General features: G+C 72.2%; 18 protein-coding genes. 7 read left to right on the top strand and 11 right to left on the bottom strand.

Going from position 1 to position 23,699, the window contains the following annotated elements; translation table 11 throughout:
* Positions 1 to 26: 26 nt before the first annotated feature.
* A complete protein-coding gene (locus tag VFZ92_RS14940) occupies positions 27 to 1,424 on the top strand; it encodes an MFS transporter (RefSeq protein ID WP_330876509.1) in 1,398 nt (465 codons plus the stop codon).
* On the top strand, positions 1,421 to 2,650 hold the full coding sequence (locus tag VFZ92_RS14935; RefSeq protein ID WP_330876508.1) for an FAD-dependent monooxygenase: 1,230 nt from the start codon (positions 1,421 to 1,423) through the stop codon (positions 2,648 to 2,650). Before VFZ92_RS14940 ends, VFZ92_RS14935 begins: the two co-directional genes overlap by 4 nt.
* A gap of 506 nt (positions 2,651 to 3,156) precedes the next feature.
* On the opposite strand, the gene VFZ92_RS14930 is transcribed toward VFZ92_RS14935, so the two are convergent.
* Entirely contained in the window at positions 3,157 to 4,506 is a 1,350-nt protein-coding gene (locus VFZ92_RS14930) for an MFS transporter (RefSeq protein ID WP_330876507.1), read from the bottom strand.
* Between the two features lie 338 nt (positions 4,507 to 4,844).
* Between VFZ92_RS14930 and VFZ92_RS14925 the strand changes: the two genes are divergently transcribed.
* The gene (locus VFZ92_RS14925) at positions 4,845 to 6,023 is read left to right on the top strand and encodes a CaiB/BaiF CoA-transferase family protein (RefSeq protein ID WP_330876506.1); all 1,179 of its coding nucleotides are present in this window, start codon (positions 4,845 to 4,847) and stop codon (positions 6,021 to 6,023) included.
* The gene (locus VFZ92_RS14920) at positions 6,010 to 6,828 is read left to right on the top strand and encodes an enoyl-CoA hydratase/isomerase family protein (RefSeq protein WP_330876505.1); all 819 of its coding nucleotides are present in this window, start codon (positions 6,010 to 6,012) and stop codon (positions 6,826 to 6,828) included. The genes VFZ92_RS14925 and VFZ92_RS14920 overlap by 14 nt, the downstream gene beginning before the upstream one ends.
* A 101-nt stretch (positions 6,829 to 6,929) precedes the next feature.
* On the opposite strand, the gene VFZ92_RS14915 is transcribed toward VFZ92_RS14920, so the two are convergent.
* From VFZ92_RS14915 to VFZ92_RS14905, 3 genes are all read right to left on the bottom strand, one after another.
* Positions 6,930 to 7,937 (bottom strand): LacI family DNA-binding transcriptional regulator, encoded by a 1,008-nt coding sequence (locus VFZ92_RS14915; protein ID WP_330876504.1) that lies wholly within the window; start codon positions 7,935 to 7,937, stop codon positions 6,930 to 6,932.
* Between the two features lie 71 nt (positions 7,938 to 8,008).
* The gene (locus VFZ92_RS14910; protein ID WP_330876503.1) at positions 8,009 to 9,448 is read right to left on the bottom strand and encodes a carboxylesterase/lipase family protein; all 1,440 of its coding nucleotides are present in this window, start codon (positions 9,446 to 9,448) and stop codon (positions 8,009 to 8,011) included.
* A gap of 54 nt (positions 9,449 to 9,502) precedes the next feature.
* Positions 9,503 to 10,408, bottom strand: coding sequence for an MBL fold metallo-hydrolase (locus tag VFZ92_RS14905; protein ID WP_330876502.1), 906 nt, complete (start codon positions 10,406 to 10,408; stop codon positions 9,503 to 9,505).
* Positions 10,409 to 10,547: 139 nt separating this feature from the next.
* Here VFZ92_RS14905 and VFZ92_RS14900 point away from each other — a divergent pair, with 139 nt between their 5' ends.
* On the top strand, positions 10,548 to 11,459 hold the full coding sequence (locus tag VFZ92_RS14900; protein WP_330876501.1) for a helix-turn-helix transcriptional regulator: 912 nt from the start codon (positions 10,548 to 10,550) through the stop codon (positions 11,457 to 11,459).
* Between the two features lie 259 nt (positions 11,460 to 11,718).
* Here VFZ92_RS14900 and VFZ92_RS14895 read toward each other — a convergent pair whose 3' ends face one another.
* Positions 11,719 to 13,434, bottom strand: coding sequence for a dihydroxy-acid dehydratase (locus VFZ92_RS14895; protein ID WP_330876500.1), 1,716 nt, complete (start codon positions 13,432 to 13,434; stop codon positions 11,719 to 11,721).
* A gap of 27 nt (positions 13,435 to 13,461) precedes the next feature.
* Entirely contained in the window at positions 13,462 to 14,829 is a 1,368-nt protein-coding gene (locus tag VFZ92_RS14890; RefSeq protein ID WP_330876499.1) for an FAD-dependent oxidoreductase, read from the bottom strand.
* A 67-nt stretch (positions 14,830 to 14,896) separates the two neighbouring features.
* Between VFZ92_RS14890 and VFZ92_RS14885 the strand changes: the two genes are divergently transcribed.
* Positions 14,897 to 15,556 carry a GntR family transcriptional regulator gene (locus VFZ92_RS14885; RefSeq protein WP_330876498.1) on the top strand — a complete coding sequence of 220 codons (660 nt, stop codon included), beginning with the start codon at positions 14,897 to 14,899 and terminating at the stop codon, positions 15,554 to 15,556.
* Between the two features lie 429 nt (positions 15,557 to 15,985).
* On the opposite strand, the gene VFZ92_RS14880 is transcribed toward VFZ92_RS14885, so the two are convergent.
* From VFZ92_RS14880 to VFZ92_RS14870, 3 genes are read right to left on the bottom strand one after another with little or no spacing between them, the layout of a single operon-like run.
* A complete protein-coding gene (locus tag VFZ92_RS14880) occupies positions 15,986 to 17,182 on the bottom strand; it encodes an FAD-dependent monooxygenase (RefSeq protein ID WP_330876497.1) in 1,197 nt (398 codons plus the stop codon).
* A 5-nt stretch (positions 17,183 to 17,187) separates the two neighbouring features.
* The gene (locus tag VFZ92_RS14875) at positions 17,188 to 18,405 is read right to left on the bottom strand and encodes an FAD-dependent monooxygenase (RefSeq protein ID WP_330876496.1); all 1,218 of its coding nucleotides are present in this window, start codon (positions 18,403 to 18,405) and stop codon (positions 17,188 to 17,190) included.
* Between the two features lie 40 nt (positions 18,406 to 18,445).
* Positions 18,446 to 19,405: a zinc-binding alcohol dehydrogenase family protein gene (locus tag VFZ92_RS14870; RefSeq protein ID WP_330876495.1), complete on the bottom strand. Its 960-nt coding sequence runs from the start codon at positions 19,403 to 19,405 to the stop codon at positions 18,446 to 18,448.
* A 65-nt stretch (positions 19,406 to 19,470) separates the two neighbouring features.
* On the opposite strand from VFZ92_RS14870, the gene VFZ92_RS14865 reads away from it, so the two are divergent.
* Entirely contained in the window at positions 19,471 to 20,109 is a 639-nt protein-coding gene (locus tag VFZ92_RS14865; RefSeq protein WP_330876494.1) for a TetR/AcrR family transcriptional regulator C-terminal domain-containing protein, read from the top strand.
* Position 20,110: 1 nt separating this feature from the next.
* On the opposite strand, the gene VFZ92_RS14860 is transcribed toward VFZ92_RS14865, so the two are convergent.
* Complete coding sequence (locus VFZ92_RS14860) at positions 20,111 to 21,526, bottom strand: MFS transporter (protein ID WP_330876493.1); 1,416 nt, start codon at positions 21,524 to 21,526, stop codon at positions 20,111 to 20,113.
* Positions 21,527 to 21,961: 435 nt separating this feature from the next.
* Positions 21,962 to 23,353, bottom strand: a complete 1,392-nt coding sequence (locus VFZ92_RS14855) for a DHA2 family efflux MFS transporter permease subunit (protein ID WP_330876492.1) — start codon at positions 23,351 to 23,353, stop codon at positions 21,962 to 21,964.
* Between the last annotated feature and the right edge of the window lie 346 nt (positions 23,354 to 23,699).

The following is a 23,699-nucleotide window of genomic DNA, read 5'->3' as shown; positions in this document are numbered from 1 at the left end:
ACTTTCCCGTCACAGAAAGGAACTCCATGACCATCACCCTGACACCTCCGGTGCGGGCAGGGAAGGCCGCGGTCGGGGCTCTCGGCCTGCTGGCCCTCGCCAGCGGTGCCCTGGAGTCGGTGGTGCAGCCGACGGTCCCGCTCCTGCAACGCGAACTGGACATGGGGCCCACCGGAGGGGCACTGCTCAGCATCCTGCTCCCGATCACCGGCGCACTCGTCACACCGCTGGCGGGCAGGCTCGGCGACCGCTACGGCGGAAAACGGGTCCTGATCCGGCTGATGGTCGTGGTGTGCGTCGGCGGCATGGTGTCCGCACTCGCGCCGGGCCTGCCCGTGCTGCTGGTCGGCCAGGTCCTGCAGGGCGCGATGGTCGGCGCGCTGCCCCTGTCGTTCATCGTCGTGCGCAAGCACCTGTCCGCGGGGGAGTCGAAGGTGGCCATCGGGGTGGTCAGCGGACTGTTCGTGGGAGGCGGGATGGCGGGCATGCTGCTGGCCGGTCCCGTGGCGGAACAGCTGTCCCGGCACTGGATGTTCGCGCTGCCGACGATCGCCGTCATCGTGGCCACCCTTCTCGTGACCCGGTTGGTGCCGGCGGATTCGGCGGACCGGTCGGACGACGCCGGGGTCGACTGGCCTGGGCTGGTCCTGCTGAGCGGGGTGTTGGTCACGTTCATGCTCACGATCAACTTCGCGCTCGACCTCGCTTCGCGGCCGCTCGTGCTCTGCGGCCTCGTCGTGCTCCTGGCCGCACTGGTGGCCGGCTGGATCGCCGTCGAACGTCACGCGGCCTCGCCGCTGATCGACCTGCGCTTGCTGGCCCGGCCCGTGATGTGGAAGTCGGGTGTGCTGACGTTCATGATCTGCGTCGGCACCTCGATGGGGATGTTCCTCGTCACGCAGCTGTGGAGCGCGTCCGGTGACGGTTATGGTTTCGGGGCCAGCGCCACCGAGATCGGCTTGTTCCTGTTGCCCGGCACCGTGGTCGCGACGCTGGCCGGACCGGTGGGCGGGAACTGGGAGCGGCGTTCCGGCTCACGTTCCGTGGCCACCGCCGGGGTCGTCGTCATGACCCTGGCCCTGGTCGCCATGGCGGTCGTGCACACCGAGGCGTGGCATCTCGTCGTCGGCAAGGCACTGGTCGCACTGGCCAGCGGCCTGGTCGTCACCGCGATGACGACCGGCATCGCGACCTCCGCCGCGCCGAACGAGACCGGCGTCGCCACCAGCCTGATCCTGGTGTCCCGCGTGCTCGGGATGGCCTCGGGCGGGATGTTCGCCGGTGTGCTCCTCGCCGCCGGGACCCCGTCGGGGTCGGACGTCGCGGCCGAATCGTCGTACACCACCGGATTCGTCATCGCCGGCGTCGTCACGGCGCTGGCCCTGCTCGTCACCCGCACCACGCACAAGGGAGTCAAGGCATGACCCGCACAGCTCACCTGAAGGACGTTCGCCGCACCCCGAGGGGCAGGGTGCTGGTCTCCGGGGCCGGCATCGCCGGTCCCACGCTCGCGTACTGGCTGACCCGCCACGGATACGCGGTCACGGTGGTGGAGCGGGCGGCCTCGGTCCGCAGCGGTGGTTATCCCATCGACATCCGCGGCACCGCGCTGGAGGTCGTCCGGAGGATGGGGATCCTCCCACGACTGCGCGACACGCACATCGACCTGCGCCGGCTGACCTTCCTCGACGGGAACGGCGGTGAGGTGGCCTCGGTCCACCCGCACGCGGTCACCGGCGGTGCCGGTGGAAGGGACCTGGAGGTGCGGCGCGGGGACCTGACCGACGCGCTCTACCTGGCGGTCCGCGACGACGTGGAGTTCCTGTTCAACGACTCCGTCGACACCCTCGTCCAGTCCGGCGACGGGGTCGCCGTCACTTTCCGCGGCGGCGGCCAACGCACGTTCGACCTGGTGTTCGGTGCGGACGGTGCGCATTCCCGGACCCGGGAGCTCGTGTTCGGCCCAGAAGAGCAGTTCCACCGGTACCTCGGCTACTGCTTCGCCGTGTTCCCCCTGCGCAACACCTTCGGGCTTTCCCACGAGACCGTCATGTGGAACACCCCTGGCCGGGCCGCGGCGCTCTACGCCGTGGAGGAGGACGACGAGGTGCACGCCTTCCTGAACTTCGCCCGCCCGGAACCGCCGTCCGAGGTGTTCGCGAACCCGGAAGCACAACGGGATCTCGTCGCCGCGGCCTTCGCCGACGCGGGTTGGGAGGTCCCCGGAATGCTGGCCGCCATGCACGAGGCGGACGACGTGTTCTTCGACGGTGTCAGCCAGATCCGCATGCCCCGCTGGCACCGCGGCAGGGTCGCGCTCGCGGGCGACGCAGCGTACGCGCCTTCGTTCCTCACCGGACAGGGCTCCAGCCTCGCGCTCGTCGGCGCGTACATGCTCGCCGGTTCCGTGGCCGACCGGGACCACACCACCGGCCTCGCCGCCTATGAAGACGGCACGCGTGGGTTCGTGGACGCGAACCAGGGGCTGGTCGGCGAGAGCGGTGCCACGCTCTTCCCGACCACCGCCCAGGCCCTGGAACAGCGCAACGACAGGCTGCGCAAGCTCGGCACCACGCCCCCCGCCGAGCCGCGACCGGCCCATTCGGCCCTCGCCCTGCCCGATTTCATGCCCCTGGAGCCCGCCGGCTGATCGACGACGGCTGGTCGAGGCCGGCTCGGTACGCCGCGAGCGCAGTCGGCGGGATCACCGTTCCGGTCGCTCGGCCGGCGTCGTCCAGCAGCCGGGCCACGCGTTTCGGCGTGCGGAGGTTGATCGCGCTGTCCCGGAGCCGGAGCCGGGGCACGTACTCGCCCGGCTTCCGCTCGAACAACCGGGCCGCCTTCGAACCTCCTCCCATGGCGGGCTGGCTGGTCGATCAGCTCCGTGTGGTGGTCTCTCGTGCGAGTGCCGCCTCGCGTTCGAGCGAGATGTCCCGCAGAAGTGCGATCAGGATGCGAGTGCTGAATCCGAGGGCCTTGCTCACCGGCCCGGCCGCGTAGCGCACGCCCTCACGCCGTGGCCGTACCGCGCAGGCGCAGGTCGCCGAGGCGGGTGCCCTCACGGAAGCGGAAGCCGGGGGCCGTGCGGCTGGCCCGACTTCACGCTGACGAGCACGGCGGGGTGCGTCCGGCGACCGATGGCCTCGTGCCGCGCGATCAGACGCGGCCGAGTGACCGCTCGTCCAGCTCGTCCAGCGCGGACAGGGAGATACCCCTGGTCTCCTTGGCGGCCAGCACCGCGACCGTCGAGATCACCGCGGCACCGGCCAGGTAGACCGCGATCGGGACCGAGGAACCGTATGCCTTGAGCAGGCTGGCGGTGATGAACGGGGCGAGGGACCCGGCGAAGATCGACGTCGTCTGGTAGGCGAGGGAGACGCCGGCGTAGCGCATCCGCGTCGGGAACAGTTCGGCCATCATCGCCGGTTGGGGCGCGTACATCAGGCCGTGCACGACCACGCCGAGGACGAGCGCCAGCACGATCAGTCCCGGGTTTCCGGTGTCCATCAACGGGAATCCCACGAAGCCCCAGCCGATCATCAGGACCGAGCCGGTGAGGTAGACCGGGCGGCGGCCGAACCGGTCCGCGAGGTGACCGAACCACGGCACGATCGCCAGGTGCACGACGTGGGCGACCACCAGGAGCAGCAGGATGTCGGTGGTGCTGCTGCCCACGCGCAGCGCCAGGTAGGTGATCGAGAAGGTCACCACGACCTGGTAGAGGATGTTCTCGGCTACCCGCGCCCCCATCGAGACGAGCACGCCGCGCGGGTAGCGCTTCAGGACCTCGATGACGGACGAGCGCTCTGGCTCGCGCTCCTTCGCCCGCTTCAGCGAGTCGAGGAAGATCGGCGCTTCCTCCACCTGGGTCCGGATGTAGTAGCCGACCAGCACGACGATCGCCGATGCCCAGAACGCCGTTCGCCACCCCCATGCGGCGAACGCGCTCTCGGTGAGGAAGAACGACAGGGACAGCAGGACGATCGTGGCGAGCAGGTTGCCGAGCGGCAGGCCGGCCTGGGGCCAGCTCGACCAGTAGGCGCGCCGGGCGTCCGGGCTGTGCTCGCCGACGAGCAGGACCGCGCCGCCCCATTCGCCGCCGACCGCGAAGCCCTGCACGAAGCGCAGCAGCACCAGGATCGTCGGCGCCCAGAAGCCGATGCTGGAGTAGCCGGGCACGCAGCCGATCAGGAAGGTGGCGGCGCCGACCATCAGCAGGCTGAGCTGGAGGAGCTTCTTCCGGCCGACCCGGTCGCCGAAGTGCCCGAAGACGATCCCGCCGACCGGGCGGGCGACGAAGCCGACCGCGTAGACCAGCAGGGCGTTGATGACACCGTCGAGCGGATTCCCGTTGTCCGGGAAGAAGACGGTGCCGAAGACCAGGGCCGACGACGCGGAGTACAGCAGGAACTCGTACCACTCGGCGACGGTGCCCGCCATGGACGCGGCCACGACCTTGCGGGGCCCGGTCAACGGGGGTGTGGCCGCGGATTCGGTGCTCTGCATCGTGGACGACTCCTCTGTCGATGTCCTACCGGGACGATCCGTCGCGCACTCCGCCCGCCGGGGCACGGCGGTGAGCACTGGTGCTTCGCGGTGCCCGCCGTCGCGTCCCGCGGCTGCGGGGACGCTCGTTCGCGGAGGATCGAAGCACGCCGGAGCCGTGATGCGCAACCGATTGTTCAGCAAAGAACAATCGATTGCGCATCTTGACCGGTGAACCGCCGCGGACGTAGCGTGCCCGGAGCACCCACTCGTTCCCGAGACCAGGAACGGACCGGACCCGGCGCTCGCAGGCGCCCTCCGCCGCGGTGGATCACCGCACGTACGGACAGGGACGACACATGCTTTCCGGAACCAGAGTCGTGAGCTTCACGCACTTCCTGCAGGGCCCCTCCGCCACCCAGGTCCTCGGGGACCTGGGCGCGGACGTGATCAAGATCGAGCCGCCGCAAGGCGCCTTCGAGCGTGGCTGGTCGGGCCCCGACGCGTTCGTCGGCGGCGTCTCGGTGTTCTTCCTGCTCGCGAACCGCAACGCGCGCAGCATGGTCGTCGACCTCAAGGCCGACGAGGGCCGCCGAGTGCTGCGCCGGCTCCTGGACGGCGCCGACGTCCTGATCGAAAGCTTCCGGCCGGGCGTGATGGACCGGCTCGGGCTCGGCTACGAGGAGCTGCGGACCACCAACCCGCGGCTGGTCTACTGCTCGCTCTCCGGCTACGGGTCCGACGGCCCCTACAGGGACCGGCCGGGGCAGGACGTCCTGGTCCAATCGCTGTCCGGCCTCGCCGCGGCGACCGGGGCCGAGGGCGGACCGCCCACCCCGGTCGGCGCCTCCGTGGTCGACGCGCACGGTGCGGCGCTCGGGGCGCTCGGGATCCTGGCCGCGCTGCACGGGCGGGAGAGGACCGGCGAGGGCACCAGGGTGGAGAGCAACCTGCTGAGCGCGGCCTTGGACCTGCAGGTCGAGCCCTTTTCCTACCACCTCAACGGGTTTCGCGGCGAGCGAAGCCCCTCCGGCGTCTCGTCGCGGTTCTACAGGGCGCCGTACGGCGTCTTCGCCACTGCTGACGGGCACCTGACGATCTCCCTCACGGGCACCGACGTGCTGGCGAAGGTGCTCGACGAGCCGTGGTTCACCGGTGTCGCCCCCGCCGACGAGTACGCGCGCCGCGAGGAGGTCAACGAGCGGGTCGCCGCACTGCTCGCCGAGCGCCCGACGGCGTACTGGATCGAGCGGTTCACCGAGTTCCGGGTCTGGCACGCGCCGGTCCACGACTTCGACGACGTGGCAACCGATCCGCAGGTCCGGCACAACGAGACGATCCTGACCATCCCGCACCCGCAGGCAGGCGACGTCCGGGTGCCTGCCCACCCGATCCGCTACGGCGGGGAGCGCCCAGGGCTGCGCCGGGTGCCACCGGCACTGGGTGAGCACACCCGCGAGGTGCTCGGGGAGCTCGGCTACAGCCCGGCCGCGGTCGACGCCTTGGTCGCGGGGGGTGCGTTCGGTGCCCGGTCCTGAGAGCGGTGTCGACGGGACCGCCGTGCCGGTGCTCGTCGAGCGCCGCGGCGCCGTCGCCGTCCTCACCCTGAACCGGCAGGCGAAGTACAACGCGATCGACCACGCCACCGTCGACGCGCTGACCGGCGCGCTCGACGAGATCGAGGCCGACCGGAACGTGCGGGCGGCGGTGCTCACCGGTGCGGGCAAGGCGTTCGCCGCGGGCGCGGACATCGCCTTCTACGCGGACGCGGACCACGGGGAGTTCGCTGCCTTCACCGAGCGCTGCAACGCCCTGTGCGACCGGATCGCGCGGTGCCGCGTACCCGTGGTGGCGGCGGTGCGCGGCCTGGCCCTCGGCGGGGGGTTCGAGCTCGTGCTGGCGTGCGACGTGGTCGTCGCCGAGCGTGGCGCCGCGTTCGGCCTGCCCGAGGTCACCCTCGGGCTGCTGCCGGGCTGGGGCGGCACCCAGCGGCTGACCTGGCACGTCGGCCCCACTCGGGCCCGCTGGCTCATGATGTCCGGCGACCGCCTGAGCGCCGTGACCGCCGAGGCGGTGGGCATCGTGACCCACCTGTGCGCAGGGGACGAGCTGGTCCCGCGGGCGCTGGAGGTCGCGGAGTCACTCGCCGGGCGGGCGCCGCTGGCCGTGGCCGCGATCCGGGACGCGGTCGTCGCGGCCGTCCACGGTGGACCCGAAGGATCCGCAGGCCCTGGCTTCCGCCGCGAACGCGAGGCGCTGGGGGAGCTGTTCGCGTCCGCCGACGGCCGCGAGGGCATCACGGCCTTCGTCGAGAAGCGCACGCCGAGGTTCACCGGACGCTGATCGAGGTGCGGAAGCAGGCGGGATCGGCACGACCGATCCCGCCTGCACCACAACGAGTTCGCGGCCACGGCCGCACAAGATCACCGGCCGTTCCCGCGGGGTCAGAGCGCGCGGGTCGACTCCCGCAGCACCAGCCGCGGCGCCGGGTCGGCCACGACGAGATCGCGCAGCGGTGTGCCGCCGAGGTGCTCGATCAGCACGCCGCACGCCGCGCGACCGAGTTCCCGCAGCGGCAGCCGCACCGTGGTCAGCGCCGGGTTCCAGGCCTGCGCGACCCAGGTGTCCAGCACGGTCACGACGGACATGTCCTCGGGCACCCGGACGCCGGCCCGGCCCAGCGCGGAAACCGCGCCGACCGCCGCGTTCACACTGGACACGACGAGGGCGGTCGGCCGCCGCGGCGCCTCCAGGATCCGGTGGGCGGCCTCCGCCCCGGCGGCCGCCTCCCAGCCCGCCCGCACCACCCACTCCGGCGCGATCGTCAGCCCGGCCTCGGCCATCGTCTCGACGTAGCCCTGGTGTCGGCGGACCGCGGTGTCGTGGTGCGGTACGCCTGCGAGGTGGCCGATGCGCTCGTGGCCGAGCTCGACCAGGTGACGGGTCGCCAGCCGGGCGCCTGCGACGTCGTCGAGGACCACCGAGCCGGACCGGCCCGGCAGCCGGGAGTTGATCAGCACGACGGGGACGTCGTCGCCGAGCACCCTGGCGAGGGCGGAGTCGTCGAGGTCCTCGCGACGTTGCAGCAGCACGCCGTCGACCCGGCCCTCGGCGACCAGCTCGCGCAGGCGCCCGTGCCCGGACGGCGGCGGGTCGACCTGACCGAGCAGCACCGACATGCCGGCTTCCCCGGCCTTGTCCTGCACACCCCCGAGCATGTCCGCGAAGACGGCGTTGGTGACGTCCGGGACGATCAGGCCGACGGCACCGGAGCGCCGGAAGCGCAGGGCCCTGGCCCGGTGGCTCGGTACGTACCGCAGAGCTTCGGCGGCTTCGCGGACCCGTGTGCGTGTGGCCTCGCTGACCCTGGCCCGCGAGTCGCCGGTGAGCACCCGCGACGCCACGGAGCGGGAGACCCCGGCCGCGTCGGCGACGTCCTGGAGCGTGGGCATGTCGGTGAGTCTACCGGCGCAATCGATTGCCCTCGCGCTCGGCAACGGATTGCGCCGGACCCGTGGATCTTTCAGCCGCCCAGGGCCTCCGCCCGGGGCCGCCGCGGGTCGTACGCGGCCCAGCCGGGGTCGCCGTGGGTCGCGAAGGCGACCCAGGCGCCGTGCACGCGGGCCGCGAGCCCGGCGGGCGCCGGGTCGGGCCCGAGCAGGCCGGCGTCGCCGTGCAGCCACGGTTCATCGGCGATGTCGAACACGAAGGGCAGTTCGACCGTGTGGGTGGCGCCCAGCCGCCCGTCCAGTGCCGTCGAGCGGTAGCCGAACGAGTAGGCGTGGGTGCGGCCACCGGACAGCCGGGCGTGGGCATCGGCCAGCCGCGCGGTGCCGGCCCCGAAGAGGCCTTCGCCCAGCACCGCGGAGCGCAACTCGCCAGGGGTCGCCCCCGGCCGGGCCGCCCGATGGGCCGCGACGACGGCGGTGGGGTCCGCGCTGACCTTCGCCGCGACGGCGAGCACGTCGTCGTCCGTCGACGGTTCCAGCTTGCCCTGCGGTACCAGGTAGAGGTGGCCCTCCTCGGTGTTGGTGCCGATGAGCAGGTCGACCTCTCCCGCAGGCCCCTCCGCCAGGGCGTCGGCAGGCTGCACGGGCAGGACCAGGGAGAACGGGCTCAGCTCGACGAGTGGGTCCGTGGCCGTCTCGGTCCGCAGGTCGATCCCCGCGAGATCCGGCAGGATCTCGAGGAACCTCTCGTCCGGGATCCCGGCGAACGCCTCCGCCGTGGGCGGCACGCCCAGTGCCCGTGCAGCCGCCGCGGTGACCCGGTGCGCCTGCTCGGGGGTGAAGGCGCCGGTGCCGCTGCCGCTCTGGACGATCGCGCGCCGGAACAGCCCCTTGGCCTCCGGCGTCGCCAGCAGGGCTCCGGTGATGGTGGCACCCGCGGACTGGCCGAACAGCGTGACGTTGCCGGGATCGCCACCGAACGCGGCGATCGTGTCCCGCACCCAGCCGAGCGCGGCGAGGACGTCGAGCAGCCCGCGGTTGGCGGGGGCGCCCTCCAGGTCGAGGAAGCCGGGGACGCCGACGCGGTAGTTCACCGTCACCAGCACCACGCCGTCGCGGGCGAACGCCCGGCCGTCGTAGAGCGCGGCGCGGGTGGAGCCGGTGACGAACCCGCCGCCGTGCACGAAGACCATGACCGGCCGCTTCCCGCCGTCGGTGCCGGGCGTGCGGACGTCGACGGTCAGGTACTCCTCGCCGCGCACCCAGCCGGGGCCGAAGTAGGGGATCATGTCGAGCCGCCCGAAGTCCCGGGCCGGCTGCGGCGCGGTCGGCGACGGCGCGGTGGCGTCCCGGACACCGGACCAGCCGGGGTGGGACGCCGGTGGCGCGAACCGGCCGGCACCCGCGGGGGCCGCCGCGTACGGGACGGCGCGGTAGAGCTCGCCGAAGCGGTCACGAACACCGCGCACGGCGCCCGCCGGGGTCTCGACGATCGGATTCGCCTGCTGGGGCACGGGAAACGCTTCCTCTCTCGGGTTGCCGCGGGGCAGGGGCCTGCCCCACCGGGCTCAGGCGATGCGGGAGAAGCCCGCCCACTCCTTGATGGCGAACTTCGACCCGTGGCGCTCGACCTCGGCGCCGCCCTGGCCGGCGAGGTGAGCGGGGAAGACCAGCGCGTTGTCCTCGGCCGCGCGGCCGAGGAGCTTGTGGCGGGTCGCCCTGGCCTCGGCCGGGTCCTCGCAGAAGCAGGAGTTGGTCTCCGGCTCCACGAGTTGCAGCGGCGTGTGCACCAGATCGCCGACGAACAGCGCGCGGTCGCCGCCCGACTCCAGGGTCAGCACGGACGACCCAGGGGTGTGGCCGGGCGCGAGATCCAGCCGGAGGTTCCGGTCGATCCGGTACGAGCCGTCCCACAGGTGGGTCAGCCCGGCCTCGTGCACCGGGGCGACGCTGTCCTCGAAGACGTTCTGGTTGCCGCGACCCAGCACCGGTTCGTGGTTGTTGGCCGGGTTCCAGAAGTCGAAGTCCTGCCGCGTCATCAGGTACTCGGCGTTCGGGAAGGTCGGCACCCAGGTCCGGCCGTCGAGGTAGGTGTTCCAGCCCACGTGGTCGATGTGCAGGTGGGTGTTGATGACGACGTCGACGTCCTCGGGCCGGACTCCGGCGGCGGCGAGGTTGTCCAGGTAGTCCGTGTTCAGCCGGTTCCAGACGGGCGCGTAGGGGCGGTCCTTGTGGTTGCCGACCCCGGTGTCGACGAGGATGGTGCGGCCTTCGCTGCGCAGCAGCCAGGTCTGGATGGCCGAGCGGCATTCGCCGGTGCCGGAGTCCAGGAAGTCCGGGGCGAGCCAGTGCCGGTGCTCGTCCCAGGCGCCGTCGGGGCTGTCGGGGAAGAAGTCCGCGGGGCCCATCTCGACGGAGCCGTAGTACTCCTTGACGCGGGTGACGGTCACGTCGCCCAGCTCGATCTGATCCATGGTCACTCCCTCGTAAGTCGCGGGCGGCTGCCCTGACCAGGTCGAGCCTGATCGCGTCCGCGCGCGCCAACCAGCCCCGCCTTGTCCTACCCCTGGCGGGGTGTGGCTGGGCGGTGCCGCAGGCGTGGATAGTGGGGTGATGGACGGACCAGGCCCGCTCGGCGACTTCCTGCAGGCACGGCGGGCCAGGCTGCGCCCGGAAGACGTGGGGCTCCGCGACCTCGGGCCGCGCCGGCGGGTGGCGGGGCTGCGCCGGGAGGAGCTGGCGCAGCTGGCAGGGGTCAGCGTGTCCTACTACACCCGGCTCGAACAGGGCATGTCCCGTGGCGCGTCGGCGGAGGTGCTCGACGCGATCGCCCGCGCCCTGCTGCTCGACGACCACGAGCGGGACCACCTGGAACGCCTCGCCGGGGCCTCCCGCCGGGTACCGCAGGCGCGCAGGCCCCGCCCCGAGAAGCTCGCCGACGAGACGCGGGACCTGCTGCGCTCCTTCGACGGCGTCCCGGCGCTCGTCCTCGGCAGGCGCACGGACGTGCTGGCGTGGAACCCGCTCGGCCACGCCCTGCTCGCCGGGCACGTCGACCCGCTGAGCCCGGAGGACCCCGCGCGCCGGCCGAACATGAGCCGGATGCTGTTCCTGGACCCGCACTGCCGGGAGCTCTACGGGGACTGGCGGCGCAAGGTGCGCGCGGTCGTGGGCAATCTGAGGATCGCCGTCGGCCGTCACCCGGAGGACCGGCTGCTCGCCGAGCTGATCGGCGAGCTGACGATGAGGAGCCCGGAGTTCGTGGCGTTGTGGGGTGACCACCGGGTGACGCCGTGCGACGCCGCCACCTACGAGCTGCGGCATCCGGTCGTCGGCACGGTGACCGTCACCCAGCAGACCCTCGTCCTCGCGCGGTCGCCGGGGCAGTCCGTCGTGGTGTGCACGACGCCCGCCGGGTCACCGTCGGAGGCGGCCATGGCCCTGTTGCGGCAGGCGAGTGCGGCGGAGCGGTCCGGCCGCGGCGGTGGACCGGCCCGGCCCGACCGCTCCACCGCCGCCCGGTAACCACCTCGTGGCACGGCCGGCGATGGGCGCCGCCCGGTGCCCCGTCACGGCGGTCCGCCGCCGGCGGCCAGGATCCTCGTCGTGCCGTCCGTCATCGGGCTACCTCCGTACCGTTCGCGACCGGGCGGTCCGGCCGAGGAAGCCGACGGCGTAGGTGGCGAACGCCGCCAGGGCGAGCGACGCCTTCCGTGACTGTCCCGGCGCGGTGCCGGCGGGTGCCGTGGACACGGTGTTCTGCTCCGGTCCGGGGGAGGGCGCGTCAGCGGCCGGACGGAGGTGTGGCGGGTTTGGGACGGCGGAGGACGGCTCCCTGCTGGACCGGGCCGACGAGTGCGGCGTACTGCCCGAGCCAGCCCCGTTCTTCGGCGGGGCGGCCGGAGGTGACCGGTTCCCCGTGCCGGAGCGGGACGGTGTCGACGGTCCGGTCGTCCAGGTCGATGGTGATCGTGTCGCCGGATCGCACGCCCGCGAGCGGGCCGCCGTCGGCGGCTTCCGGCATGACCTGGCCGAGGACCAGTCCGTGGTTCAGGCCGGAGAGCTCGCCGTCGGTCACCACCGCGACCTTGCCGCCCAGGCCGGCGCCGTTGAGGGCGGCGACGAAGCTCGCCGCGAAGACCGTGCCGGGGCCGCCGCGCGGTCCCATGCCGCGCAGCGCGATCACGCTTCCCCCGGCGATGTTCCCGGTGCCCAGCGCGGCGATCGCGTCGTCCTCGCCCGCGAACACCTCGGCGGGGCCGGTGAACCGGCGCCGGGCGTTGCCGGCGCCCGCGACCTTGACCACCGACCCGTCGGGCGCCAGCGAGCCGCGCAGGATCAGCAGTCCCGGTTCCGGGCGCACCGGGTCGTCGAGCCGGCGCAGTACGGTTCCGTCCGCTTCCGGGGCGTCGCGGGACAGTTCGGCCACGGTTCGCCCGCTGACCGTCAGCGCGTCACCGTGCAGCCTGGGCAGCAGGGTCCGCAGCACCGCCTTGACCCCGCCGACGCGTTCGAGATCCCACACCTGGTGGGTTCCGTTCGGGCGGATGGCGGCCAGCTGCGCCGTGTCCTCGCCGAGCCGCTCGAACAGGGCCACGACGTCGAGGTCGAGGTCCGCTTCGCCGGCCACGGCCGCCAGGTGGCGCACGCAGTTGACCGAGCCGCCGAGCGCCATCGCCACCCGGACGCCGTTCTCGACGGCCTTTCCAGTGATGATCTTCCGCGCGGTCAGCCCCGTGGCGACCATGTCGACGATCCGGCGGCCGGCGTCGGCCGCCAGTGCGCGCATCCGGTCGGAGTCCGCGCGGATCGGCGCCGCTCCGGGCAGGGTCATGCCCATCGCCTCGGCCAGGACGTGCATGGTGTTGGCGGTCGCGAGCCCGGCGCAGACACCGGGGCCCTGGATCGCCGAGTCGGCCAGCTCGCCGAGTTCGTCGACCGTCATGGTGCCGGCTTGCACGGCGCCGACCGATTCGTAGACGGTGTCGATGTCGACCGAGCAGCCACCGTAGCGGCCACCCCCCTGGAAGCCGCCGGGCACGATGATCGAGGGCAGGTCCAGCCGGGCCGAGGCCATCAGGTGCGCGGGCGTGGTCTTGTCGCACGACGAGAGGCACACCATGCCGTCCAGGACGGCACCCTCCACCGCGGCCTCGACGTCGTTGACGATGAGGTCGCGGGTGGGCATCAGGTAGCGGGCCTTCCGGCCGGCACTGGTCACGAAGTCCAGTGGCGCGGTGGTGCGGATCTCGAACGGCAGCCCGCCCGCTTCCCACACCGCTTCGGCGACGATTTCGGCGATCCCATCGAGGTGGGAGAAGCAGATGCCGAGTTTCGAGGAGGTGTTGACGATCGCGATCTTGGGTCGTCCCTGGTCTTCCGGGGCGAGGCCCAGCGCCGTCCACTGGGCGCGGCGGACGGCCCAGCGGGTGCTGCCGGGGGTGAACTCGCTGCGCAGTGCGCCCGGACGCACGGGGTCGTAGTCGGGCAAGTCGGTCACGGAGGTGGTCCCTTCGCGGAGATCGGGTCAGAGACCGCTGCCGGCGGCGCGCATCGCCGCGCGGACGTCGGCGCCGGCCACCGACCGGTACGGCAGGTCGTCGCGCAGCGACAGCACGGTCGCCGTGGCGGCGGCGTGGCCGTACTCGAAGCACTGGGCGGTGACCCTGGCCGACGCGAGGGCCTCGTGCTCCGCCCCGAGGCAGCGCCCGGCCACGATGATGTTCTCCCCGGTCCGCGGCACCAGGGAGAGGTAGGGGACCTCGTAGAAGTCGTCGATCAGCCAGCGCAGCTCCGGCCGATCGCCGGAGTGCAGTTCGATGGGCCACGGTGACCGGACGACCCCGTCGGCCCTCTTGCGGCAGGCGAGGACGTCGGCGTTGGTGAGCTCCTCGACCGCTTCGATGCTGCGGGTCTGGCGAACGCCCGCTTCGACACCGGTGTCGACGACGAAGGAGCCGGCGCAGCCCGGCACCCGCTGCCGCAGGAAACGGGCGTAGTCCCGGACCTGGCGGCGGCCGTCGATCTCGGCCTCGGTGAAGTCCTCGGGGTCGATCACGTTCAGCACCCGCCCGTCGCGCCCGACCAGCCGGGTCGCGTTCACGAGCAGCTCACCGGGCCGGGTCGTCCGGAACAGCCACACGTGGGACCGGGGGAGGTCGAGCCCGTCCGCACGGGCGGTCTCGATGGCGGAGCTGACCCACGGCGGGCAGATCGTGTCCTCCCCGTACGCCTCTCGGAACGCCGGCAGGTCGACGTTGCCGAGCCGGAAGAACATGGTCGGGTTCTGGACGCGGCCACCGTCCCCGAACCGCGTCGCGTGCCCGGCACGCGCGACGACCGCGGCGTCCCCCGACGCGTCGATGGTGCGCGCGGCGCGGATCACCGATCGGCCGGCGTTCGACTCGACCACGACGCCCGCGTGCCGCCCGTGCTCGACGAGGACCCCGGTGACCGCGGTGTGAAGGAGGATCCGGACCCCCGCGCGTTCGAGGAAGTCGTCGGCGACCTCCCGCCAGACCAGCGGATCGTGCGCGACCGTCCAGGTCTTCCCGTACCGCTGGGGGCCGGTGACGCCGCCGCGCGCGGCGAGCGCTTCGCGGAAGCGCTCGGTGAACCCGTGCACCACCTGCCGCGGCCCGCCCGATTCCGTGGCCAGGTAGAGACCGCAGATCGTGCCCGACATCCCGGCCACCGCGGCGCCGCCGAAGAAGCCGTAGCGCTCGACGATCACCACGGACAGCCCGCCTTCGGCGCACACGGTCGCGGCGGCGACTCCCGCGGCCCCACCACCCACGACCACCACGTCGACCTCGGCGAGCACAGGGAGGTCGGCCGCTCCCGATGCCGCGGCGTCCAGCCGCCAGTGCGGGAACTCGCCTGACATATCGCTCATATATTGGTTGTACATGGGCACGGAGGGCGTTGTCCAGCCCCGCTGCCGGATGAGCGATGATGGGGGAGTGGCAGAACAGGTCAACAAGGCCGAGCAGGCCTACACCCTGCTGGAGGACATGATCACCTTCCAGGAACTCGCACCGGGTGAAGCCGTCTCCGAGGCCGGGTTGATGGCGCGCACCGGCTTCGGCCGCACTCCCGTGCGAGAAGCGCTGCAACGGCTCGCACGGGAGCGCATGGTCGAGATCCACCCGCATCGCGGGGTGTTCGTCGCGGCGGTCTCCGTCGAAGCGCACTTCCGGCTCCTCGAACTGCGCCGCGGCCTGGAAGAGATGGCGGCGCGGTTCGCGACCTACCGCGCGCACACCCGGCAGAAGGAGCGGATGCTCGCGCTCGTCGCCGAACTGGACGCGTTCGAAGGCAGCGACGTCAGGCGGTTCGCCACGTTGCTCAAACGCTCGCACTCCTTGATCGTCGAAGCCACGCAGAACGAGTACCTGGAGTTGGCGATGGCGCCCCTGCAGTCGCTGTCACGACGCTTCTGGTTCGCTCACCTGCCCGACGTCGCCGAGGATCTGCGAACCGCGGCCCGGCTGCACGGCGATCTGCTGCGAGCGATCAGCCACGGCGACGAACCGGCCGCGGTCGCCGCGGCGCTCGCCCTGAACGACTACCTGACCGACCTCACCTACGCCGCGCTCGGCCGGCCGGAGTCGCGCACCTGAGGCACGACGAAGCCGTCAGAGACGATCGAGGGCGGTGGAGTGCACCGCCACGACGGTCGGGATGTCGCTGCGGGTCCCGCGACCACGTGCGGTTCCTCGTGCTCGACACCCACGCGGTCGAGAGTGGACACGGGACCTGTTCGACTCCTGTCGTCAGCGTCCACGACAGGTCGGAACCGTGCTCCCCGCTCCAGAGGTATGGTCGAAAAACAGTCGCAATTCCGAACGTCGATCGGGTCGACCGGCGGCTGGTGCGCGCCCTGCGGCAGACCGCGGGCCGGTCGGTGCGGGCACTGGTCTGCGCCCGGATCCTCCCGTGCGTCGTGGTCTCCCACTCACCGGCTCGTGCCCGACCTGTGATCGGTCCACTCCAGGAGAGGCGAAGCCGTGGCATCGCCTCTCCTGGAGTGCTCGACGCGGACATCGTCCTCACCGCGACGTGCCGGACAGCACCTGGGCTTGCTGACCGCCCGCCTCCGTCGCCTGCCGACGGCCGCGGACCCTGCGGGCCAGCCCGAGGAGGGCCGACCGCAGCGCCTCGGCCCGACGGCTGGACGGGACGAACATCTGCTGCTTGAGCCGCGCGGTGCGCTGGTTCTTGGTGATGAACGGACGCAGCCCGGCCTCCCAGGCGTCCAGAGCGGCGGCCAGGTCGCCGGGGTGCTCCAGCAGGGCCGCGCTCAGCGCGGCGCCGCCGCGAAGCGACGACGTGGCACCCATGCCCGAGTAGAGGTTCATGCACCACGCGGCATCCCCCACCAGCACGACCCGCCCCTTGCCCCACCGCGGCATCCGCACCTGGTGCACCGAGTCGAACAGGTGGTCAGGGGCCTCTTCCAGGGAGTCCAGGACGTGCCGCACCACGGGATCGTCCATTCCGGAGAAGACCGACCGCAGCCGCTGGACCCGCGACCCGCTGAACTGCTCCTGGATGTCTGCCGTCCGGTACGTCAGCAGCGCGGTGGGCGCGTGGTCGGCGAGCCCGAACACCCACACCGCCCGCTTCGCGCGCGCGATGATGATGCTGTCGCTCGCCTCGTAGGAGGGCACCTGCTCCTTCATCTGGAACGCGCAGATCATCGCGTTCCACCTGGTCAGGTAGTCCTCGTCCGGACCGAACACCATCCGGCGCACGCTCGACCGCATCCCGTCCGCGCCGACCACGAGGTCGAAGCTCTCGCGGTACTGCGCACCGGTGCCGGCCTCCTCGAGCAGGACCTGCACGTCGGCACGACCTTCGGTGATCCCGACCGGAGTGGTCCCGAACCGCACCTCGACGCCGGTGATGCTCTGCCACAGCGCGGCCTCGATGTCGCCGCGCAGCACCGCTGCCGGCTCCCCCGGCTGATCCAGGAATCCCAGGGCCGGCCTGCGCCTGCCCCGGCGATTCACCGACCACGAATTCGGGTCGGCCGTCCGTTCCGGGTTGCGGGTGTGCAGGTGGCCTGCGATGCCCAGGTCGACCGCGGCCCGCCTGCCCTCCGGGAACAGTCCGACGAAGTAGCCCCCGGTACGCCGCTCGGGCGCCCGTTCGACGATCACCGGCGTCCAACCGGCCCGGCGCAGCCCGATCGCCGCGGACATCCCCGCGATCCCGAGCCCGACCACCAACGCCCTCTTCCGCATGGCCGTCACCGCGCCGCCTCGGACGGGGCAGCGGTCTTCGCCGCGGTGTGCTCCGCTGCCAGGCGGCGGTGGACGACCCTGCGGATCAGATCGAGAACGCTCGAAACCAGCACCTCGGCCGGGCGGCTGGACGGGACGAACCGCTGTTGCTTGACCCGTGCGGAGCGCCGCTGGCGGGTGATGTAGGGACGCAGGCCGGTCTCCCAGGCGTCCAGGGCGGCGGCGAGGTCGCCGGGGTGCTCCCGCAGGGCCGCGCCCAGTGCGGCGCCGCCGCGCAGCGAGGACGAGGAGCCCATGGCCGAGTAGGTGTTCATGCACCAGGCCGCGTCCCCCACCAGCACGACCCGGCCCTTGCTCCACCGGGGCATCCTCACCTGGTGGATCGAGTCGAACACGTGCTCAGGAGCCTGCTCCAGGGAGTCCAGGACGTGGCGCACCACGGGGTCGTCCTCCATCCCGGAGAAGGCCGCGCGCACCTGTTCGATCGACGGCCCGGCGAACCGGTCCGGGATGTCCTTGGTGCGGTAGGTCAGCCATGCGCAGGGCGCGTGGTCGGCCAGTCCGAACACCCACATCGCACGCTTCGGGCGCGAGACGATGATGCTGTCGCTCGCCTCGTAGGTGGGCACCTGCTCCTTCATCTGGAACGCGCAGATCATCGCCTTCCAGTTCGCCAGGTAGTCCTCGTCCGGACCGAACACCATCCGGCGCACGCTCGACCGCATCCCGTCCGCGCCGACCACGAGGTCGAAGTCCTCGCGGTACTGCTTCCCGGTGCCGGCGTCCTCGAGCAGGACCCGCACCCCGCCGGCGCCTTCGGTGATCTCGACCGGAGTGGTCGCGAACCGCACCTCGACCGCGTCCTCGGACCCGTCGCCGATGATGCCCTGCCACAACGCGGCCTCGATGTCGCCGCGCAGCACCGCGGCCAGCCCGCTGGGCGCGTCCAGCAAGCCCAGAACCGGCTTCCGCTTGCCCTGGCGATCCACCGACCACGAGTTCCCGCCCGGTCGCCAGTCCGGGTTGCGGGTGTGCAGGTGGTCGGCGATCCCCAGGTCGGCCACGGCCTGCACACCCTCCGGGAACATGAAGATGAAATAGCCTCCGGTACGCCGCTCGGGCGCCCGTTCGACGATCACCGGTGTCCAACCGGCTCGGCGCAGCCCGATGGCCGCGGACATCCCCGCGATCCCGAGCCCTACCACCAGTGCCCTCTTCTGCACGGCTCCTCCTCTCTGCGACAACGATCGGGTGGTGGACAACTCAGTCCGGCACGACGACGGCCCGGCCGCGCCCGGTGTGCGCCCACGCCTCACCGACCCGGCTCAGCGGGAACGCGGTGTAGGGCACCCGCAGCGACCCGTCGGCGAAGCGGGCCATGACCTCGGGCGCCTCGGCGAGCATCTCCTCCGGGGACACCGATCCGATGCCGCTCCCGGTGATCCGGATCCGCCGACTGCGCAGCAAGTCCGCGGGCAGCGACGCCTCCAGACCCGCGAGCGAACCGATCTGCGCGTAGGCCGTGTCCGCTTCGCTGTCCTCGCCGCTCCGCCCCAGCACGGCGAATGCGGCCTCGGCGACAGGCCCCCAGAGGTAGTCCAGCACGAGACCGGGCTGCGCCTCGGCAACAGCACCGGCCAGAGCCTCCTCCAGGCCGTCGGGCCCGTCCTGGGCCAGCGACACCGTCGTCGCCCCGGCACCACGCAGCCGCTCCAGCGCCTCCGGATCACGCCCGGCGGCGATGACCCGCTCCGCTCCGAGGGCCAGCGCGCCCTGCACCGCCAGGCTGCCCGACATCCCGGTCGCGCCCAGCACCAGCACGGTGCCCAAGGTCCCCATCTCCTTGCGCCGCGCGGCGAGCACCATCCAGCCCGACAGGCCGGGGTTCATGCCCGCGGCGATCGCGAGCGGATCCGCCCCCGCCGGAACCTCCGCCTGGAACGGAGCGACCAGCCGCTCGGCCATCGTCCCGAAGGGCGGACGCGCGTATCCGGTGTAGACCAGGCGCCCGTCACCGGTGCGTGCGACCGCGTCGATGCCCGGCACCAGCGGATACGTCATCCGGCCGCGGCCGTAGTGCTGGCCGGAGGCCAGTCCGCGGACGATGTTGTGCAGGCCGGCTCCGACGAGGTGCAGTGGCTCGTGACCGGGCGGGACCGACGGCTCGGGGAAGTCGGAGCAGGCGGGTGACACATCGGGGGCGGTGATGACCGCAGCGCGCATCAGGTTCTCCTTAACTAAGTTCAACGATATGGTCAGTGTTCCTGAACACCGTTAAGGTGTCAACCATGGCCAAGGGCATCACCAGGGAGCGGATCGTCACGGCGGCGCTCGAACTCCTCGACGACAAGGGCATGGACGGCCTCACCGTCCGCGCGCTCGCCTCCCGGCTGGACGTCCGCGCCCCCGCCCTCTACTGGCACGTGCGCAACAAGCAGGAGCTGCTCGACGAGATGGCCACCGAGGTCATGCGCCGCGTGACCGGAGCCTTCGCCGCGGTCCCGTCCGGCGCCGGCTGGCGCGACGACCTCACCGCCTACGCCCGCGGCCTGCGCTCGGAGTACCTGCTCCACCGCGACGGGGCCCGCATCTTCAGCGGCACCCGGATCACCGACCCGGACGTGGTCCGCATGAAAGAACCTTTGTTCGAGCGCTGGACCGCGGCCGGCTGGAAGCCCGACGACGCCGACGACGCCGTCGACCTGGTCACCGCCTTCGTCGTCGGCTTCGTCATCGAGGAACAGGAACGACGCCAATCCGCCGAGACCGATCCGACGCGCTACTCCACCACGCGGCGCGACGCCTGGCTGGGCGGAGGCGCGTCACTGGTCAAGGAGGCCGGGCACCTCCACGACGACGGCGACCAGCGGTTCGAACGGCACCTCGGCATGGTCCTCGACGGGATCGCCGCCCGACCGGACGCGTGACTCACCCGCGCCTGCGCACCAGCACCGTCGCGAGCACCGCGGCCGCGACGAGCGCCGCGCCACCCATCAGGATGTACAGCCGCACCCCGGCCAGGGAGTTCGCGGCGACCTCCGCGACGAGCGTGTCGGTGGCCGTCGCGTTGAGCACCATCACGCCGACGAAGTTGAGCACGACCGACCCGACGCAGAGCACGACCGCCACCAGGCTGCCGATCGCACCGTGGTGCTCGGGCGGTGTCATGACGGTCGCGAGGTTGAAACTGGAGGCGATTCCCGCGCCGGCGGCCACGCCGAGCAGGGTGGCGCAGACGAGCCCGACCGGGAGCGCCGAGATGCCCGCGAGCATCCCGAACGTGGCCAGCGTGCCCACCGCGATCCCGGCGAGCAGCGTGCGCGCCGGACCGATCCGGGACGCGAGGACACCGGACACCGGACCACCGATCATGATCCCGACCGCGGACAGCACGAACAACGCGAGCACCACGTCGCCACCGCCGAGGCCGTAGCCAAGGCCGAGCTCGGGCGACACTTCCGCGACGAGGCTCATCAGCTGCAACATGCTCTGCACCGAGCCCGCCGTGAGCGCCACCGCTCCCAGCGTCGACACCAGCGACCCGCTGTGCCCACGCAGGTCGACGATCGGTTCGGGAACCCTCAGCACGTGCCGCACCCCGGCGGCCAGCGCGATGACGCCGCAGGCCAGCGCGGCCAGCAGACCCGGGTTCGCCCAGCCCAGGCCAGGGGCCATGCTGACGCTACCGAGCACCGCGACCAGACCGGAACCGAGCAGCAGCGCCCCGGCGACGTCGACCGACCCGCCGGAGCGGATCGGCGGTTCCGGGATGAACAGCCGCACGGCGACCGCGCAGACCACCGCGAGAGCGATGGCGGCGACGAAGACGCTCCGGTAGCCGAACGCGTCGATCGCCGGGTTCAGCAGGAGCATCGAGGGAATCCCCAGTATCGACGCGCCCGTGGTCACGACCCCGACGGCGGTCATCCCGACCCGTGGGTCGCAGAGCTGGCGGGTGATCGCCACCGTGAGCAGCACCGTCCCCATGACCGCGCCCTGAAGGAACCGGCCGAGCACGAAGACGACGACGTTCGGCGCGATCAGGCAGACCAGCGATCCCGCAAGCGTGACGAGCATGGTGACGATGAGGATCCGGCGCTTGCCGTGGATGTCGGCGGTGCGCCCGAGCAACGGCGCCCACATCGCGCCCGCCAGCATCGCGCTCGAGTTGAGCCACGCGGCCTGGTCGGTCTGGAAGTGCCGCATCATGTCCGACAACGCCAGCAGCGGGGCGACGATGACCACGTCGGACAACAGGTTCGCCCCGACGAGGATCATCAACCAGCCGACCAGCCGACCGCTCCACCTGTCTTCCGCGACACCCGACGGGCGCGCTACCGACATGCCTTGCACCATGAGTTCTCTCCAGGTAGCGGCAGCCGGGAACACCCGACCACCTCGAGGGTTTCCTTCTCCGGTTCCGGGGGGCGCTCGGTCTGCGGCGCCACCACCCCCACGCCCGCGACGGGGAGGCGGACGCGCGCGCGGGCGACGCCCCGTCACGGGCGTGGGGGTGCACGACCGCACGTGCACGACGTCCGGGCGCGGCATCCGCTGTGCCCCGGCGACGCCCGCGGCCGGTCGTGCGGTGAACCGGGCGGTGCCGTTGATGCCGGGTGGGTAGGTGTCGGCGCCGATCAGGACGCGCAGCGGACGGGTCACGGTCGTTCCCGCGAGCACGGACACTCCTGGATGGTGGGAGAGGCACCCCACCACGACCTCGATCCTGGGTGAATCGCGATCACGATGCGGTTCGGAATCCGGTCAGTGGCGCTGCGGTCAGTGCGCCGTGGGTGTTCCGCCGGACGCCGGGACCCGGATCAGGAACGCCCCGACGATCGTGAACGACGACAGCGTGGCCGCTACCAGGAACGCCGCGTGCACGCCGCCCGCCGTCTGCTCCACGAGCGGCACGCCTTCGGCGGTGAGCGCCGCCGAGCGGACCGACAGCACGTTGACCAGCAGCGCCACCCCGGCAGCCCCGGCCAGCTGCTGGGCGGTGCTGAAGATCGCGCTGCCGTAGGAGTACAACTTCGGCGGCACCGCCCCCAGGCCCGCGGCGAACAGCGGCGTGAACACGAACGCCAGTCCGGCCGACAGCAGCAGGTGGAACCCGGTCACCTGCGGCAGCGAGGTGCCGGCGGTGAAGAGGGTGGTGGACCACAGCGCCGCGCTGGTGGCGACCGTGCCGGGCACGAGCAGCGCCCGCGCGCCGAACCGGTCGTGCAGCCGCCCGGCCACCGGCCCCAGCGCACCCATGAGCAGACCCCCCGGCAGGAGCAGCAGGCCCGTGGTGAGCGGCTCCAGCACCAGCACGCTCTGCAGGTAGATCGGCAGCAGGACGGACGTGCCCAGCAGCGTGGCCATCGTCAGCATCATCATCACGCTCGCGACCGTGAACGTCCGCGACCGGAACGCGCGCAGATCCAGCAGGGCGCGGTCGGTCCGCTGCAGCACCAGTTGCCGGGCGACGAACGCGACCACGCTCCCGACACCGACGGCGAACGCGGCCCACGCCACGACCTGCGACGTGCCACCGGAGTGGCCCAGGCTGCTCAACCCGTAGACGAGGCCACCGAAGCCGAGCGCGGAGAGCGCCACGGACACCACGTCGATCGGCGCCGCGGTGGTCTCCCCGACGTTCGTGATCCGCCGCAGCCCCACCACCAGCACGGCGAGCGCGATCGGCAGCACCAGCCAGAACATCTGGCGCCAGCCGAACAGGTCCAGCACGACGCCCGCCACCGTCGGCCCGATCGCGGGTGCGACGGAGATGACGATCGCGATGTTGCCCATCAGGGCACCCCGGCGAGCCGCCGGCACGAGCGTCAACACCGTGGTCGTCAGCAGCGGCATCATGATCGCGGTGCCACCGGCCTGCACGACGCGGCCGGCGAGCAGCACGCCGAAGCCCGGTGCGACCGCCGCGACCAGCGTGCCCGCGCTGAACAGCACCATGGCCGTGGCGAACAGGGAGCGCGTGGGCACCCTCCGGATCAGGAACCCGGTGACCGGGATGACCACGGACATCGTGAGCAGGAAGCCCGCGGTGAGCCACTGCCCCGCGCTCGCCTCGATCCGCAGGTCGGTCATGAGCACCGGCAGCGCCACGCCCATGATCGTCTCGTTGAGGAAGACGACGAACGTGGAGACCAGCAGTACCGCGATCACGACGAGGTTGCGGGAATCGAGCTCCCCCGAGGTCCGGGGTCCGCCTTCGACGTCAGCCGTCAACCGATGCGTGCCTTGCACGATGCTGCCCTCCGCACTCGTCGATCCGGTCCCGGTCAGTCCGGGACGACGGCGCGGGTCCGCCCCTGCTGCGCCCGTGCCTCGCCGACGCGACTGAGCGGATGACGGCGTGCGGCGCGTCGAAGGTCCCGTCGCCGAACCGGGCGATGACCTCGGGAACCCCGGCGCTCAGTGCCCGTCGGTGACCAGCGCGGACGACGTGGTGCAGACCCGCGCCCACCAGCCGCGGCTGTTCGTTCCCCGGCTGCTGCTGTGGATCGGGGAA

Origin of the sequence: Umezawaea sp. (assembly GCF_036375055.1) — a bacterium.
Classification (GTDB): Bacteria; Actinomycetota; Actinomycetes; order Mycobacteriales; family Pseudonocardiaceae; genus Umezawaea.
The sequence above is the reverse complement of the archived record's forward strand: the minus strand, read 5'-3'. Positions and strand labels throughout refer to the sequence as shown.

Excerpts from the sequence above, each read along its gene's own strand:
- VFZ92_RS14900 (WP_330876501.1), top strand. The coding sequence starts at position 10,548 with ATGGACGGACCAGGCCCGCTCGGCGACTTCCTGCAGGCACGGCGGGCC.
- VFZ92_RS14940 (WP_330876509.1), top strand. The coding sequence starts at position 27 with ATGACCATCACCCTGACACCTCCGGTGCGGGCAGGGAAGGCCGCGGTC.
- VFZ92_RS14905 (WP_330876502.1), bottom strand. The coding sequence starts at position 10,408 with ATGGATCAGATCGAGCTGGGCGACGTGACCGTCACCCGCGTCAAGGAG.
- VFZ92_RS14915 (WP_330876504.1), bottom strand. The coding sequence starts at position 7,937 with ATGCCCACGCTCCAGGACGTCGCCGACGCGGCCGGGGTCTCCCGCTCC.
- VFZ92_RS14890 (WP_330876499.1), bottom strand. The coding sequence starts at position 14,829 with ATGAGCGATATGTCAGGCGAGTTCCCGCACTGGCGGCTGGACGCCGCG.
- VFZ92_RS14930 (WP_330876507.1), bottom strand. The coding sequence starts at position 4,506 with ATGCAGAGCACCGAATCCGCGGCCACACCCCCGTTGACCGGGCCCCGC.
- VFZ92_RS14925 (WP_330876506.1), top strand. The coding sequence starts at position 4,845 with ATGCTTTCCGGAACCAGAGTCGTGAGCTTCACGCACTTCCTGCAGGGC.
- VFZ92_RS14860 (WP_330876493.1), bottom strand. The coding sequence starts at position 21,526 with ATGTCGGTAGCGCGCCCGTCGGGTGTCGCGGAAGACAGGTGGAGCGGT.
- VFZ92_RS14865 (WP_330876494.1), top strand. The coding sequence starts at position 19,471 with ATGGCCAAGGGCATCACCAGGGAGCGGATCGTCACGGCGGCGCTCGAA.
- VFZ92_RS14880 (WP_330876497.1), bottom strand. The coding sequence starts at position 17,182 with ATGCGGAAGAGGGCGTTGGTGGTCGGGCTCGGGATCGCGGGGATGTCC.
- VFZ92_RS14935 (WP_330876508.1), top strand. The coding sequence starts at position 1,421 with ATGACCCGCACAGCTCACCTGAAGGACGTTCGCCGCACCCCGAGGGGC.
- VFZ92_RS14870 (WP_330876495.1), bottom strand. The coding sequence starts at position 19,405 with ATGCGCGCTGCGGTCATCACCGCCCCCGATGTGTCACCCGCCTGCTCC.